11 protein-coding genes and 1 pseudogene are annotated in these 15151 nt (G+C 69.9%); 8 read left to right on the forward strand and 4 right to left on the reverse strand.

The window, feature by feature from the left end; genetic code table 11:
* Window positions 1-372: 372 nt before the first annotated feature.
* Together ACIA47_RS14490 and ACIA47_RS14495 are read right to left on the reverse strand one after the other, a co-directional pair.
* Window positions 373-621: pseudogene (locus ACIA47_RS14490) on the reverse strand (hypothetical protein); the annotation flags it as partial.
* Window positions 618-2411 (reverse strand): PspC domain-containing protein, encoded by a 1794-nt coding sequence (locus tag ACIA47_RS14495; RefSeq protein ID WP_396708089.1) that lies wholly within the window; start codon window positions 2409-2411, stop codon window positions 618-620. The gene ACIA47_RS14495 and the pseudogene ACIA47_RS14490, both read right to left, overlap by 4 nt.
* A gap of 155 nt (window positions 2412-2566) precedes the next feature.
* Here ACIA47_RS14495 and ACIA47_RS14500 point away from each other — a divergent pair, with 155 nt between their 5' ends.
* The 7 genes from ACIA47_RS14500 (at window position 2567) to ACIA47_RS14530 (ending at window position 10836) form a co-directional block, all read left to right on the forward strand.
* Window positions 2567-3832, forward strand: a complete 1266-nt coding sequence (locus tag ACIA47_RS14500; RefSeq protein ID WP_112584545.1) for an ATP-binding protein — start codon at window positions 2567-2569, stop codon at window positions 3830-3832.
* Between the two features lie 2 nt (window positions 3833-3834).
* On the forward strand, window positions 3835-4521 hold the full coding sequence (locus ACIA47_RS14505; RefSeq protein WP_203122487.1) for a response regulator transcription factor: 687 nt from the start codon (window positions 3835-3837) through the stop codon (window positions 4519-4521).
* 581 nt (window positions 4522-5102) lie between these two features.
* Window positions 5103-6740 carry an ABC transporter substrate-binding protein gene (locus ACIA47_RS14510; RefSeq protein WP_396708091.1) on the forward strand — a complete coding sequence of 546 codons (1638 nt, stop codon included), beginning with the start codon at window positions 5103-5105 and terminating at the stop codon, window positions 6738-6740.
* Window positions 6741-6888: 148 nt separating this feature from the next.
* Window positions 6889-7815, forward strand: a complete 927-nt coding sequence (locus ACIA47_RS14515; protein WP_112681467.1) for an ABC transporter permease — start codon at window positions 6889-6891, stop codon at window positions 7813-7815.
* Window positions 7808-8776 carry an ABC transporter permease gene (locus ACIA47_RS14520; protein WP_203122481.1) on the forward strand — a complete coding sequence of 323 codons (969 nt, stop codon included), beginning with the start codon at window positions 7808-7810 and terminating at the stop codon, window positions 8774-8776. The genes ACIA47_RS14515 and ACIA47_RS14520 overlap by 8 nt, the downstream gene beginning before the upstream one ends.
* Before the next feature lie 25 nt (window positions 8777-8801).
* Entirely contained in the window at window positions 8802-9830 is a 1029-nt protein-coding gene (locus tag ACIA47_RS14525) for an ABC transporter ATP-binding protein (protein ID WP_203122485.1), read from the forward strand.
* Window positions 9823-10836, forward strand: coding sequence for an ABC transporter ATP-binding protein (locus ACIA47_RS14530; protein ID WP_124822695.1), 1014 nt, complete (start codon window positions 9823-9825; stop codon window positions 10834-10836). Before ACIA47_RS14525 ends, ACIA47_RS14530 begins: the two co-directional genes overlap by 8 nt.
* 178 nt (window positions 10837-11014) lie before the next feature.
* On the opposite strand, the gene ACIA47_RS14535 is transcribed toward ACIA47_RS14530, so the two are convergent.
* Window positions 11015-11404: a chorismate mutase gene (locus ACIA47_RS14535; protein ID WP_396708094.1), complete on the reverse strand. Its 390-nt coding sequence runs from the start codon at window positions 11402-11404 to the stop codon at window positions 11015-11017.
* Between the two features lie 325 nt (window positions 11405-11729).
* Between ACIA47_RS14535 and pcrA the strand changes: the two genes are divergently transcribed.
* A complete protein-coding gene (gene pcrA / locus ACIA47_RS14540; RefSeq protein ID WP_396708096.1) occupies window positions 11730-14135 on the forward strand; it encodes a DNA helicase PcrA in 2406 nt (801 codons plus the stop codon).
* Between the two features lie 109 nt (window positions 14136-14244).
* Here the strand turns inward: pcrA and ACIA47_RS14545 are convergent, their stop codons facing one another.
* Entirely contained in the window at window positions 14245-15015 is a 771-nt protein-coding gene (locus tag ACIA47_RS14545; RefSeq protein WP_396708098.1) for a M23 family metallopeptidase, read from the reverse strand.
* Window positions 15016-15151: the final 136 nt, after the last annotated feature.

Here is a 15151-nt window from a genome sequence, read left to right on the forward strand (position 1 = left end):
GCGCTCGTCACCCGGCTGGTCGCCGGTGGCCTCGACCGGTTGGTCGGACCGGGTCGGCTCGTCCCCCTCAGACGAGGCCGGGCGGGCGAGGTTCCCGATGGTCGGCTCGTCGTCTCCGTTGCCGGGTTGGCCGGGGATGGGCTCGGTCGGCGGCTCCGACGGCGAATGTGCCAGCCAGGCCGGGTGGATCACATCGGTGGCCGGTACGTCCTGCGCCCGCACCTCGGTAATCGGCGTCTCCAACGTCCGGTCCGAGATGAGCGTCGGGTCCGAGGAGGGAGTGTCCCAGGTGGACCGTTCGGCTTCCCAGACCGGCAGGACCGCGCCGGACGTCGACGTGGCGGCACCGGAGACGGGTGCGCCGGAGACGGACGTGCCGGAGACGGGCCCGACCGCCTCGGCGGCACCGGCCTCGGCAATCGGCTCCGGCTGGTTCGGTCGACCCGAGCGCAGCGCGCCGACCAGCCCGAAGACCCCGATCAGGATGAGTGCGCCGGCCAGGAACCAGCCGACCGGCGGCAGCGCGAGCCCGAGCAGTTGGGCGAGCAACCACCAGGCGGACAGCGCCAGGAACACGAGCCCGAAGGCGAACGACACCAGATCCGTGCGGTGAGCCTTCACCGGGTCACCTCCAGGTTGCCGGCATTGACATGGATGTAGAGGCGCAGGGTCCCGCCGCCGGGCCCGTCCGCGCCGACGTCGGTGGATTCCCGCAGGCGGCCGTCCAGCCCACCGGAGCGGTTGCCGAAGACGGTGGCGTCACCCGCGTTGACGTCGGCCACTGTGGTGACGTCCACGTTCGGCGGCACGACCACCGTCGCCTGGCCGAAGTTGACGGCCACTGTCACCTGGCTGTCCCGCTTCGCGAAGTCGATCCCGCGCAGGTCGAGCACGGCGTCACCGAAGCTGTTCTCGTACCGGTCCGCCAGGTCGCGGTAGTCGGTGGGCGCCCAGGTCACCGCGCCGTCGACCCCGCGGATCCGGTCGTAGGACTCGGCGACGGTCGCAGTGCCCAGCGCCGCCGCGGTCACCAGACCGAGCGCGATGAGCCAGCGTGCCCGCCCGAACCACGTGCCGACCAGCAGGCCCAGCGCGATCGTGGCCAGCGCGGCCGCGAAGTACGCCGAGGCGCTGATGGCGAAGACGTCCAGCAGGTCGAGCAGGGCGACCAGACCGAGCACCAGGAAGATCAGCGAGAAGGTCACCGCGCCGAGCGGCGACCGCTCCTTGGGGCGCTTCGGCGGCTTCGGTTGCTTGGGCGGAGCAGGCGCGGCCGGGGTCGGCGAAGCGTACGGGCCGTGCGGCGCGAACGGGGGGCGGTAACCGGAGGGCGGCGGGGCGGTCGGATAGCCGGCCGGGGCAGCGGGTGTGCTGCTCACCGGTGCCGACGGCCAGCCGGCGCTGGGCGTGGCGGTGCTGGGCCAGCCGGGCTGCGCAGCCGTCGTGCCGGCCGTTTGCCCGGACACCGGGCCGACCCCGGACACCGGTTGCGTCGCGCTGGTCGGCGGCGCGTCGTACGCCGGGATGGTGACGGTGGGCGTCGTCCCCGTCGTCGCGGTGGCGTACCCCGGACCGGTGCTGAACATCGGCGGCGTCGCCGCTGGGCCGGTCGACGGCGCAGCGCCGTACGACGGTGCGGGCCAGGTCACCGGTGGGACGATCGGACCGGCTGGGTTGCCGGACGGTGCGGCGGGCGGCGGACCACCCGGGGTGCCGGGCCGTGGATTGCGGCCGTCCCGGTTGAGCAGGAGCGCGCCGGCGACCAGGATGGCCGCGCCGAGCAGCACCGCGCGGAAGGCGTCGGTGACGATGTACGCGAAGCTGGCCGCGACCAGGATGCCCAGGACGATCACCGTCACCGGGGACATGCTGGAGCGACCACGACCGAGCATCGACTCGACGGGGGACGCGGTGTCGCCCTCGTTCGGGATGATCAGCCAGGCGGCGACGTACACCAGGATGCCGATGCCCCCGAAGAACCCGAGCACCGCGAGCAGCACCCGCCAGAGCACCGGATCGGTGTTGGTGGCGCGCCCGATCGCCGCGCAGACACCGGCCAGATACCGCCCCTCGCGCGGCCGGACCAGCCCGTACCGCGAGGTGAAGCCGGTGCCGCCCAGCGGCGGTGGCGGCGCGGACGGACCGGGACCACCCGGCCCGGGTGGCGTGCCGCCCGGACCGTAGCCGGTGCCCGCCGCGAACCCCGGGCCTGGGCCGTAGCCCGCCGTGGGCGGCGCGTAGCCGTCGGCCGGCTCGCCGGGCGCGGTGCCGGCGGTCGCGTCGGTGCCAGCGTGCGGACCGAACGTGCTGGGCTCGGTCCATTCGGTGGGCGTGGTGGTGGGCGGGGGCGGTGCTGAACCGCCCGGCTGTGCCGACCCCGGTCGGGGCGGCGGGGCAGCTTCCTCGGTCATGCTTCGATCCTGCTGCCCGGTCCACCCGAACGACCTCAGGACCCGACCCTGACCCCACCCTGAGATCCGACGGCCGGAATGTCGGGGGCGTCCCCGTGGTCGCGGACGCCGCAGCGTGTGACGATCGAGTCACCGACCTCGACCTGTCCGCCACCGTGACCAGGGAGCCTCCGATCAGCATCGTGACCCCGCCCCCGCGCCTCTACCGCGCCCCGGAGCACCGGATGGCCGCCGGCGTCGCCGCCGGTATCGCCGACCATCTCGGCATCTCGGTGCTGCGGGTGCGCGTCGCGTTCATGGTCCTGCTCGGGTTGAGCGGGCTGGGCCTGCTGCTCTACGCGGCCTTCTGGGCGGTGGTGCCGCTGCGTCCCGGTGACACCGCTGTGCCGCCCCGGCGGGACGTCGCCCAACTCCTGCCGTTCGTGGGGATCGGGCTCGGTGTCCTGTTGATCCAGGTGATGGTCTTCGACTCGGTCGGCGCGGCGGGCACCGCCGGTTGGCTGGTGGCCATCATCGCGGTCGGCGCCGGGGTCATCTGGCACCAGTCCGCGCCCGAGCGGCGGCGACAGTGGGGCGACGCGATGCCGGTGCCCTGGCTCGGCGCGGTCGTCGAGGAGAGCGACCGGCGTGCCTTCGTGCTGCGGTTCATCGGCGGGGGAGTGCTGGTCGCGGTCGGCATCATCGGCGTCGCGGCCGTCTACTCACCGGCACAGAACTTCGACGCGGTGATCAATGGCGTGATCTTCGCGTTGGTCGGGCTGGCGGGCGTCGGCGTGGTCGCCGCGCCGGTGCTCTGGCGGACGTACAGTCAGCTCCGCTCGGAGCGCGAGGGGCGCATCCGCGAGCAGGAGCGGGCAGAGTTGGCCGCGATGGTGCACGACCAGGTGCTGCACACGTTGGCACTGATCCAGCGCAACGCCGGCGACGTCAAGACGGTGCAGCGGCTGGCCCGGGGGCAGGAGCGTTCGCTGCGCAACTGGCTCTACAAGCCGACCGCTTCGCCGAGCGAGCGCTTCGCCGCCGCTCTGGAACAGGCCGCGGCCGAGGTCGAGGACACCTTCGCGATCAGCGTGGAGACGGTGGTGGTGGGGGACCGGGAGACCGACGAGAAGGTCGGGGCGCTGGTCGCGGCCGCGCGGGAGGCGTTGGTGAACGCGGCCCGGCACGCCGGCGTGCAGACCGTCTCGCTCTACGCCGAGGTGGAACCGGATCAGGTCAGTGTCTTCGTCCGGGACCGGGGGAAGGGCTTCGATCCGGATACCGTGGAGGACCACCGGCACGGCGTACGCGGCTCGATCATCGGGCGGATGAAGCGGCACGGCGGACGGGCCGAAATACGGTCCGGCCCGGGGGAGGGGACCGAGGTCCGGTTGATCCTGCCGATCTCCCGGGACTCGTCCGCAGCGGAGAGGAACAGATGACCATGGCCGAGCAGCCGACCGAGCACCTCGACCCGGCGGATGCCCGCCCCAAGCGGCTGCGGGTGTTCCTGGTGGACGACCACGCCATGTTCCGAGCTGGGGTGCGCGCGGAGTTGGGCGCCCACGTCGATGTGGTGGGCGAGGCGAGCACGGTGGCCGAGGCGGTCACCCGGATCGCGGCCGTCGGCCCGGACGTGGTGCTGCTCGACGTGCACATGCCCGACGGCGGCGGTCGCGCGGTGCTGGAGGCGATGCGGCGTACGCACCCACAGGTCAAGTTCCTCGCGTTGAGCGTCTCGGACGCGGCGGAGGACGTGATCGGGCTGATCCGTGCCGGTGCCCGCGGGTACGTCACCAAGACCATCTCCCCGGACGAGCTGGCTGCCGCGATCCGTCGCGTGGCCGACGGGGACGCGGTGTTCAGCCCACGGCTGGCCGGGTTCGTGCTGGACGCCTTCGCGGCCCGGCCGGACGCGCCGGTGGCCGACCCGGAGCTGGACCAGCTCACCAACCGTGAGCGTGAGGTGCTGCGGCTGCTGGCCCGGGGGTACGCGTACAAGGAGATCGCCAAGGAGCTCTTCATCTCCATCAAGACGGTGGAGACGCACGTGTCGAACGTGCTGCGCAAGCTTCAGATGTCCAACCGTTACGAACTATCCCGTTGGGCGGCGGATCGCCGCCTCGTGTGACGGCGCGTCGGCACCGGCGAGGATCAGAGAAACGTCCGGCGCGCCCTCGTACACCCAGCCGGCGATCGTGTCCGGGTAGCCGTAGGGGCCCTCATCCGGATGGGTCGAAACGTGAGTGGTGACAGACGTCCCACCGGGCTCGGGTGACCTCGGGGCTCGCGCACGGGCCGAGCCTGGTTGTTCGGGCGGCGCAACGTATTTCCTGCTCAGTGCCGCCCGCGTCGGGCGTTTTATGATCATTTTTCAAGTATCGGCAACGTGGCGGGCAACTAACGGCTTGATAACGGCACCTTCACGGAAGAGGCCAGTGGGTGTCACAGTGGCAGCACCTCACCATCGGTGTGTGGCACTCCGTACGCCCCACGACCACGATTCCGCCGATCTCGGCGGCCCGTGGCTGTGTCGATTGCGTCGTGTCAAGCCTCGTTGGTGGGGGAGCCCGGCGGATCGGAACATCAGGGGTGTCCCCAACTTCCCTGTGGTCCCGGCGACCCGCGCCCCCGGGGTGGTCGGGCGGTGTCACCCCCAAACGTGCGTGAAACCCACGACGGAACCTGGTTAGAAAGAGGAGGCCCCTCGGAATGAGAGTCTCGAAGCGGGCGACGAGCGCTATCGCGCTCAGCGCGGCTGCCGTGCTTGTCGCGAGCGGTTGCTCGAGCGGCGGCGACGGCGATACTGCCGCCAGCGCGGACGGCTCGATCGTTGTTCACGGCGTCCAGCCGGAGAACCCGCTGGTCCCGTCGAACACCACGGAGACCGGTGGCGGCAAGATCATCGACTGGATGTGGACCGGCCTGGTCGAGTACCCGAACGACGGTGGGGCCCCGCGTAACGCGCTGGCGGAGTCCATCAACACCACGGACTCCAAGGTCTTCACGATCAAGATCAAGGCCGGTACCAAGTTCCACGACGGTACCGAGGTCAAGGCGAAGAACTTCGTCGACGCCTGGAACTGGGCCGCCTACTCGCCGAACGGCGCGCAGAACGGCACCTTCTTCGCGGACATCGCGGGCTTCGACCAGACCTACACCTCGGACCCGGATGGCGCGGACGGCCCGAAGAAGGCCCCGACGCCGACGGCCGACAAGCTGTCCGGCCTGAAGGTCATCGACGACCAGACCTTCGAGGTCACCCTGGCGGCACCGACCGCGGTCTTCCCGACCAAGCTCGGCTACAGCGCCTTCATGCCGCTGCCGGACGTGTTCTTCACCATGAAGCCGGAAGAGTTCGGCCGCAAGCCGATCGCCAACGGCCCGGTGAAGTTCGTGTCCTGGGAGGACAACGCCCTCATCAAGCTGACGCGCTTCGACGACTACAACCTTCGCGACAAGATGAAGGTCAAGGACGTCGACGTCAAGCTGTACCAGGACGACAACGCCGCCTACGCCGATCTGCTGGCCAACAACCTCGACTTCATGGAGGTTGTCCCCACCTCGGCGCTCGCCGGTGACAAGTGGAAGACCGACCTCGGTGACCGGGGCCGCTCGACCGTCACGCCGTCGACCGCGTTCATCGCGTTCCCGATCTACGACAAGCGCTTCCAGAACCCGAAGCTGCGTCGTGCGGTGTCGCTGGCGGTCAACCGGCAGGAGATCTCGGACAAGATCTTCTTCGGCACCCGCAAGCCGGCCGACAGCTGGGCGAACCCGCTGACCCCGGGCGCCAAGCCGGGCAACTGCACCGCCTGCAAGTTCGACCCGGAGACGGCCAAGACGCTGCTCGCCGAGGCCGGTGGCTTCACCGGTGAGATGGTCTTCTACTACAACGCGGACTCCGCCCACAAGGACTGGATGGACGCCGTCGCGCAGCAGGTCAAGACCAACCTCAACATCAACGCTCGGGCCGAGGGTGTGCCGACCTTCGCGGTGTTCCGCCAGAACATCAACGCCCACAAGATGACCGGCCCGTACCGCGCTGCCTGGCAGCAGGACTACCCGGACGTCGAGAACTGGGTCAACCCGCTGTTCGTCACCAACGGCTCCTCGAACGACGGGCTCTACAGCAACCCCGAGGTCGACGCCCTTGCCAAGCAGGCCAGCGGCGCGCCGACCCTGGAGGCCTCGCACGAGGCGTTCGCCAAGGCGGTCGAGAAGGTCGACCAGGACGTCCCGAGCATCCCGGTCTACTTCTACGGTCAGCAGTCCGGCCACTCGGAGAAGATCAAGAAGCTCGAGATCAACAACGTCGGCGAGATCGACATCACCTCGGTCGAGCTCTGATCCGAACGGTCTGACCCCGGGTCGGGCTCGCCACATCCGGTGAGCCCGACCCGGGGCCGTTCCGCGATTGGGTGTTACAACACTCCACTCGCACGTTGTCACCACCGTGTCGGCCGTCCGACGCGCCCCCTGTCTGGAGGACCACCCCATGGGCCGTTATCTGTTGAGACGGCTGCTCCAACTCGTGCCGGTCTTCATCGGTACGACGTTCCTGATCTACTGGCTCGTCTGGGCCGTTCCGGGCGATCCGTTCGCCGGCAAGTGCGGTGAGCGTCGCTGCCCGGACCAGTACATCGCCTTCATGACCGAGAAGTACCACCTCGACCAGAACGTCTTCGTGCAGTACGCCAACTACATGAAGAACCTGCTCCAGGGCGACTTCGGTCAGACGTTCTCGCAGCGCGAGATCAGCGACATCATCCTGACTTCGTACCCGAACACCCTGAAGCTGGCCGTCGTGGCGCTCGCCATCGAGGCGATCATCGGCCTCGGCGCCGGTGTGCTGAGCGGTTTGCGGCGTAACGGCTTCCTGGACAACCTGGTCCTGGTCTCCACCCTCTTCCTGATCGCGCTGCCGGTCTTCGTGGTCGGCTTCGTGCTGCAGTGGTTGCTGGGTGTGCAGTGGGGCATCATCAAGCCGACCGTCTCCTCCGAGATGCGGTGGTCCGAGCTGATCGTGCCGGGCTTCGTGCTGGGCAGCGCGTCAGTGGCGTACATCGCCCGGGTCGCACGAACGAGCATCGCGGAGAACCGTCGCGCGGACTATGTGCGCACCGCCATCGCCAAGGGCCTGCCCATGCGCCGGGTGGTCGGTGTGCACCTGCTGCGTAACTCGCTCATCCCGGTGGTGACCCTGCTCGGCACCGACCTCGGTGCCCTGATGGGTGGCGCGATCGTCACCGAGGGAATCTTCGGCATCAACGGAATCGGCCGTCAGGTCTTCCGGGCGATCATCACCAAGGAAAGCGCCACGGTGGTAGGAATCGTGGTCGTCCTGGTGCTGGTCTATCTCGTGATGAACCTGCTGGTTGACCTGCTCTACGCCGCCCTGGACCCGAGGATCCGTTATGAGTGACCCCAGTACCGCATCGATCGTCAGCACCCCTGGCGAACACCCGACCGACTCCGCCGCCCCCGCCACCGCGGGCCAGCCGCAGAGCAACGAGAAGCCGCGCGGTCTGCTCGGCGACGCCTGGCGTGACCTGCGGCGCAAGCCGCTGTTCTGGATCTCGGCCACGCTGATCGTGATCTTCCTGCTGATGGCGGCCTTCCCGGCGCTGTTCGCCCCGGGCGACGCGGTCAACGGCTCGCTGTCCCGCAGCCTCGACAAACCGTCCGCCAATGGCTGGTTCGGCTACGACGTGCAGGGCCGCGACGTCTACGCCCGGGTCATCTACGGCGCACGGGCCTCCATCGTGGTCGCCGTACTCTCCGTCATGGGCACCCTGCTCATCGGCGGAACCATGGGCATCATCTCCGGCTACCGCGGTGGCTGGGTGGACGCGTTGCTCAGCCGGATCGCCGACGTCTTCTTCGGTCTGCCCTTCGTGCTCGGCGCGATCGTCATCCTGACCACGTTCAACGGGTCGGGCGCCGGCAACAGCAAGGCCCAGATCATGGGCCTGGTGACCGCGTCACTGATCGTGCTGAGCTGGCCGGTCGTGATGCGGCTGATGCGCTCCTCGGTGCTTGCCACCAAGGAGGCCGACTACATCGTGGCGGCCCGCGCACTGGGTGCCGGCACCGGCCGGATCATCCTCAAGCACCTGCTGCCGAACTGCCTGGCCCCGCTGCTGGTCTACGGCACGATCATGGTCGGCTCGTTCATCGGCGCCGAGGCCACCCTGTCGTTCCTGGGCGTCGGTCTGAAGTCGCCGGTGGTGTCCTGGGGCATCATGATCAGTGATGGGCAGAATTTTGTCCGGGTCGCGCCAGGGCTGGTGTTCTTCCCCGCCGCGTTCCTCGTCACCGCAGTGCTGAGCTTCGTGATGCTCGGTGAGTCGGTCCGCGAGGCCCTCGATCCGAAACTCCGCTAGGGGAGATCCAGTGTCCGACATTCTCGTGTCCGAGCAGTCCGCGCCGGGACCCGGCGGGTCCGGGCGTTCCTCCGGCCGGCTGCTCGAGGTCGACGACCTGCGGGTGGAGTTCCGCACCCGGGACGGCGTCGCAAAGGTCATCAACGGAGTCACGTACCACGTCGACGCGGGGGAGACCCTCGCCGTGCTCGGCGAGTCCGGCTCCGGTAAGAGCGTCACCGCGCAGACCATCATGGGCATCCTCGACACGCCGCCCGGGTTCGTCACCGGTGGGCAGGTCCGCTTCCACGGCAAGGACATGCTCAGCATGTCCGACGAGGAGCGGCGCCGCATCCGCGGCGAGGGCATCGCGATGATCTTCCAGGACGCGCTCTCCGCGCTGAACCCCGTCTTCACCGTCGGGTTCCAGATCGCCGAGCAGTTCCGGGTCCGGCGGGGCATGGGCCGCGCGGAGGCCAAGAAGCGCGCGATCGACATGCTCGACCAGGTCAAGATCCCGAACGCCAAGGGTCGGTTCAACAACTACCCGCACCAGTTCTCCGGCGGTATGCGGCAGCGCGCGATGATCGCGATGTCGCTGGCGCTCGACCCCGAGGTGCTGATCGCGGACGAGCCGACCACCGCCCTCGACGTGACCGTGCAGGCCCAGATCATGGACCTGCTGGCCGAGCTTCAGCGCGAGCGGCAGATGGGCATGATCCTGATCACCCACGACCTCGGCGTGGTCGCCGACGTCGCGGACCGGATCGCGGTCATGTACGCGGGCCGGATCGTCGAGGAAGCCGACGTGTACGAGCTGTACGCCAAGCCGGCGCACCCGTACACGCTGGGTCTGATCGACTCGATCCCGCGCCTCGACGAGAAGGGGCAGCAGCTCCGGACGATCAAGGGCCTCCCGCCGAACCTGATGAACATCCCGCCGGGCTGCCCGTTCAACCCGCGGTGCCCGATGGCTCAGCCGGTGTGCCGGGAGAAGGTCCCGCCGCTGCTGCAGATCGGCCCCGCCCGGGCCAGCGCCTGCCACTTCGCCGAGGAGCTGGTGAACCGTGTCTGAGAACATCCTCGAGGTCAACGACCTGGTCAAGCACTACCCCGTCACGCAGGGTGTGGTGTTCAAGAAGACCGTCGGTCAGGTCAAGGCGGTCGACGGGGTCTCGTTCGGTCTACGCGCCGGAGAGACCCTCGGTGTGGTCGGCGAGTCCGGCTGCGGCAAGTCGACGCTCGCCCGGGTGCTGATGAACCTGGAGAAGCCGACCGCCGGCAACGTGGTCTACAAGGGCCAGGACATCTCCAAGCTCTCCGGTGGGGCGCTGCGGCGTCTGCGCCGGCAGATCCAGCTGGTCATGCAGGACCCGTACACCTCGCTGAACCCGCGGATGACCGTCGGCGACCTGCTCGGTGAGCCGTTCGAGATCCACCCGGAGGTGGCGCCGAAGGGCAGCCGCCGGGCCAAGGTCCGCGAACTGCTCGACCTGGTCGGGCTCAACCCGGAGCACATCAACAGGTACCCGCACCAGTTCTCCGGCGGTCAGCGTCAGCGCATCGGCATCGCCCGCGCGCTCGCGCTGCGGCCCGAGATCATCGTCTGCGACGAGCCGGTGTCGGCGCTGGACGTCTCCATCCAGGCTCAGGTCATGAACCTGCTGGAGCAGTTGCAGGGCGAGTTCGGCCTCTCGTACGTCTTCATCGCGCACGACCTGTCGGTGGTCCGCCACCTGTCGGACCGGGTCGCGGTGATGTACCTCGGCAAGATCGTCGAGATCGGCACCGAGGACGAGATCTACGAGCGACCGACCCACCCGTACACCCAGGCTCTGCTCTCCGCGGTGCCGGTGCCGGACCCGACCCAGCGGAACAACAAGACGATCATCCGGCTCACGGGTGACGTGCCGTCGCCGATCAGCCCGCCCTCGGGCTGCCGGTTCCGAACCCGCTGCTGGAAGGCGCAGGACGTCTGCGCCGAGCAGGTCCCGCTGCTGGAGATCCGACGGGACTCGGACCACCCGAGCGCCTGCCACTTCGCGGAGAAGCGCGAGATCGTCGCCACCCACGAGGTGTGAGTCACCGAAACCGCCTGCCGCCGTCACCACGACGACGGCAGGCGGTTTCGTCTGTCCGTGACCCGGATCGGCCGCGCGGTGCCCGGCAGCCCACGCGGCGTCAGCGGGCCGTGTGTCGCCCACGACCGGCGGTGCGGCCCAGGTAGCCGTGGTCCGGATCAGCGCGGGCTGGGGCGGCTCACAGCGGGCCGCGGCCCGCGCGGAGCAGCAGCAGGGCCAGCTGGGTGCCGTCGGCACCGAGCGCGACCCGGAAACGCTCCAGGATCTCCCGTTCCCGGGAGAGCACCAGGCGGGTCCCACCGGACGCCATCCGGGTCACCCCGACCTCCTGGGACAACGCGGCCCGCTCCTGCCAGAGCGTGATCAACGCGTGGTCGACCTCGTCGATCCGTTCCCTGATCTGCACGATCCGCGCCGAGGCGGACGGCTCCTGGGTGCCGGTCTGCTGCTCGGTCGGCTCGGCGTCCGCACCCGTCGGTGGTGTGGCCACCGCCGGCTCAGCCCCCTGCGCTGCCGGCTGCCCCGGTCGGATCGGGCTGCCGCTCTGCTCCATCACGTCTGTCATCATCGGGTACCTCTCGCAGTGTGGTGCCCGGTGCCCGGAACCTGGGACGGAAAAAGCCCCGGACTCCAGGAGCCCGGGGCTTTAGCAGGTCTGAATCGATCAGGCGCGACCTACGGCAGCCGGACTCCCGGTGCCATAGTAAAAGTAGAAGCGCGCAGCGATCACGCCGTCGAGTATGCCCACGTCGTTGCCGGGTGCGCAAGCAATCCGCGTCGAGAAGGGCACTTTGCCGCCGGTGGGCGTGCCGGGTGCTGGTGCGCGCCGTCGGGCACGAGCTGCTGAGCGCCAGAGGCGCAGTGTCCGGCCTGCGGCATAGACTTGTCGGGCGATGCATCCTCTCTTCGACATCCCCGCGTCCCCGCCTGCGCCGGAGTCCGCGCCGGCCCGCCCGCACCGACCCGGGGCAGCTGCCGCGCGTCTCGATCCGCAGCAGCTGCTCGCCGGGCTGAACGGGCCGCAGCGCGACGCCGTCAGCCATGCCGGCTCGCCGCTGCTGATCGTGGCCGGTGCCGGGTCCGGCAAGACCCGGGTGCTCACGCACCGGATCGCCTACCTGCTCGCCGCTCGGGACGTGCACCCCGGTGAGATCATCGCGATCACCTTCACCAACAAGGCCGCCGGCGAGATGAAAGAGCGCGTCGCCGCGCTGGTGGGCCCCCGGGCCCGCCTGATGTGGGTGTCGACGTTCCACTCGGCCTGCGTGCGGATCCTGCGTGCCGAGCACGAGCACGCCGGGCTGAAGTCGACGTTCTCGATCTACGACGCGGACGACTCCCGCCGGTTGATGCAGTTGGTCACCCGCGAGTTGGATCTCGATCCGAAGCGCTACCCGGCGCGTGGGCTTGCCGCCCAGGTCTCCAACCTCAAGAACGAGCTGGTCGACCCGGAGCAGTTCGCGGCGCGGGCCACCGGGCCCAACGAGCGGGCGCTGGCCGAGGCGTACACGCTCTACCAGCGTCGACTGCGTGAGGCACACGCCCTGGACTTCGACGACCTGATCATGACCACGGTGCACCTGCTCCAGTCCCACCCGCACGTCGCGGAGAGCTACCGCCGACGGTTCCGGCACGTGCTGGTCGACGAGTACCAGGACACCAACCACGCCCAGTACGTCCTGATCAAGGAGCTGGTCTCCGGCACCGACGGGCTGGAGCCCGCCGAGCTGTGCGTGGTCGGCGACGCCGACCAGTCGATCTACGCGTTCCGGGGTGCGACGATTCGCAACATCCTGGAGTTCGAACGGGACTTCACCGACTCCCGGACGATCCTGCTGGAGCAGAACTACCGCTCCACCCAGACCATCCTCAACGCGGCCAACGCGGTGATCGACCGCAACACCTCCCGCAAACCGAAGCGACTGTGGAGCGAGGCCGGCGCCGGCGAGCAGATCGTCGGCTACGTGGCCGACACCGAGCACGCCGAGGCCGACTGGGTGGCCCGGGAGATCGACCGGCTGGTCGACGCCGACGAGACCCGCCCCGGCGACGTCGCCGTCTTCTACCGCACCAACGCGCAGTCCCGCGTCTTCGAGGAGGTGTTCATCCGCGTCGGCCTGCCCTACAAGGTGGTCGGCGGGGTGCGCTTCTACGAGCGCAAGGAGGTCCGCGACGCCCTGGCGTACCTGCGTTCGGTGGTCAACGACGACGACACGGTGAGCCTGCGGCGAGTGCTCAACACCCCGCGCCGAGGGATCGGCGAGCGCGCCGAGGCGTGTGTCGAGGCGCTCTCGAGCCGCGACCGGATCTCCTTCGGCGCGGCGCTGCGCCGAGCCCGGGAGGCGCCGGGCATCTCCAGTCGGGCGGCCAACGGCATCGCGGACTTCGTGGCGCTGCTCGACGGCGCCCGCGAGCTGGCCGAGACCGGCACGCCGGAGGAGGTGCTGGAGGCGCTGCTGACCCGCTCGGGCTACCTCACCGAGCTGGAGGAGAGCCTGGACCCCCAGGACGCCGGCCGGGTGGACAACCTCCAGGAGCTGGTCAGCGTCGCCCGCGAGTACACCGAGCGGATCGAGGCGCTGGGCGAGGAGGGGGAGCGGGCCACCCTGGCCGGCTTCCTGGAGCAGGTGGCGCTGGTCGCCGACGCCGACCAGATTCCCTCCGACGACCCCGACCACCAGGGCGTGGTCACCCTGATGACGCTGCACACCGCCAAGGGACTGGAATTCCCGGTGGTCTTCCTGACCGGGCTGGAGGACGGCGTCTTCCCGCACCTGCGCTCGCTGGGCGACACCCGCGAGTTGGAGGAGGAGCGCCGACTGGCGTACGTCGGCATCACCCGTGCCCGACAGCGTCTCTACCTGTCCCGGGCGGTGACCCGCTCGGCCTGGGGGCAGCCGTCCTACAACCCGCCGTCACGCTTCCTGGAGGAGTTGCCGACCGAGTTGGTGCACTGGGAGCGCACCGAAGGGTCGTACACCTCATGGGCTGGCGGGGGCGGCGGCGTCGGTGGCCGTGCGGACCGCGCGCCCGGCGGCCGTGGCACCTTCACCGGCGGCACCCCGAAGGCGGCGCAGTTGGCCCAGCGGCTCGGCGTGGACGCCAGCCGGCTGACCACGGCCAGCGAGCTGCCGCAGGGGCCGAAGGTGTCCGCGGGCGACCGGGTCAACCATCAGCGGTACGGGTTGGGGCGGGTGCTCGCCGTCGAGGGGCACGGTCCGGGTGCCCGCGCGCAGATCGACTTCGGCGACCAGACCATGTGGTTGGTGCTCCGGCACGCCCCGGTCGACAAACTCTGAACCCGTCGCTACCAAGATCGTGCCAGATCGAGGAAAGAGTGGCCTCGTGTACCGCTGAGGCCACTCTTTCCTTGTTGTTGTTGCGCCCGGACCGCGCGGGGATGCGGCCTCAGCAGCCCAGGTCGACGCCGCGCGCCCGCATGAACGGTGCCGGGTCGATCTGGTTCCACATGCCCTGATGCACCTCGAAGTGCAGGTGCGGGCCGGTGGCGTCGCCGGTGGCGCCCTCGTAGCCGATGACCTGTCCGGCCTTGACCTTCTGGCCGACGGTGACAGCGATGCGGCTCTGGTGGGCGTAGTGGGTCAGGTAGCCGTTGCCGTGGTCGATGAAGACGGAGTTGCCGTACCCGTCGGACGCGTCGCCGGCCTGGGTCACGGTGCCGGCGGCCGCCGCGTGGATCGGCGTACCGGAGGGCAGCGCCAGGTCGATGCCGGCGTGCAGGGTGCCCCAGCGCTGTCCGTAGCAGGACGTCACGGCTGCGTTCGGCATCGGGTCGACCCAGGCGGGTGTGGGCCTGGTGGTCTTCTTCGGCTTCGGCTTGGCCTTCGCGGCGGCCGTCTTCGTGGGGGCCGGGCTGGCGCTGACCGCCGACGGGCTGGGCGTCGGGCTCAGCGAGGGGGCGACCGGGGTGCTCGACTCACGGACCGAGCGGTCGGCCCGGCTCGCGGCCTCGGCCCGGGCCTGGGCGTCGAGGGAGACGGCGGCGGGTGCCGGGTGGTCGGTGCCGCTGGTGGCGACGGCGACACCGCCGAGGCCGAGGGCTACCAGGGCGGCGGCCCCGAGCACGATGAGGCGGTTCCGTCGGCCGGTGCGCTGCAGCGGCGCGGTCTGGCTGGTGTCGGGGGTGTTCTCATTCTGGACGGGGCTGTCTTCCTGCACGGCGGACCTTCACAGTCGAGGGGCACTTGACCTCGAAATACTGGTGTCGGGCCGAGGTGGGGCAGGCGCGGGGACCGAACCCCCGGACGGAGGGCGGACGGTCGGGTGCCCGGATATGACCCGCTCTGCGGCGCTA

This window comes from Micromonospora sp. NPDC051227 (assembly GCF_044455385.1).
GTDB lineage: Bacteria > Actinomycetota > Actinomycetes > Mycobacteriales > Micromonosporaceae > Micromonospora.

Coding starts and splice junctions, on each gene's coding strand:
- ACIA47_RS14495 (WP_396708089.1), bottom strand. CDS start 2,411: ATGACCGAGGAAGCTGCCCCGCCGCCCCGACCGGGGTCGGCACAGCCG.
- ACIA47_RS14505 (WP_203122487.1), top strand. CDS start 3,835: ATGGCCGAGCAGCCGACCGAGCACCTCGACCCGGCGGATGCCCGCCCC.
- ACIA47_RS14510 (WP_396708091.1), top strand. CDS start 5,103: ATGAGAGTCTCGAAGCGGGCGACGAGCGCTATCGCGCTCAGCGCGGCT.
- ACIA47_RS14515 (WP_112681467.1), top strand. CDS start 6,889: ATGGGCCGTTATCTGTTGAGACGGCTGCTCCAACTCGTGCCGGTCTTC.
- ACIA47_RS14520 (WP_203122481.1), top strand. CDS start 7,808: ATGAGTGACCCCAGTACCGCATCGATCGTCAGCACCCCTGGCGAACAC.
- ACIA47_RS14535 (WP_396708094.1), bottom strand. CDS start 11,404: ATGATGACAGACGTGATGGAGCAGAGCGGCAGCCCGATCCGACCGGGG.
- pcrA (WP_396708096.1), top strand. CDS start 11,730: ATGCATCCTCTCTTCGACATCCCCGCGTCCCCGCCTGCGCCGGAGTCC.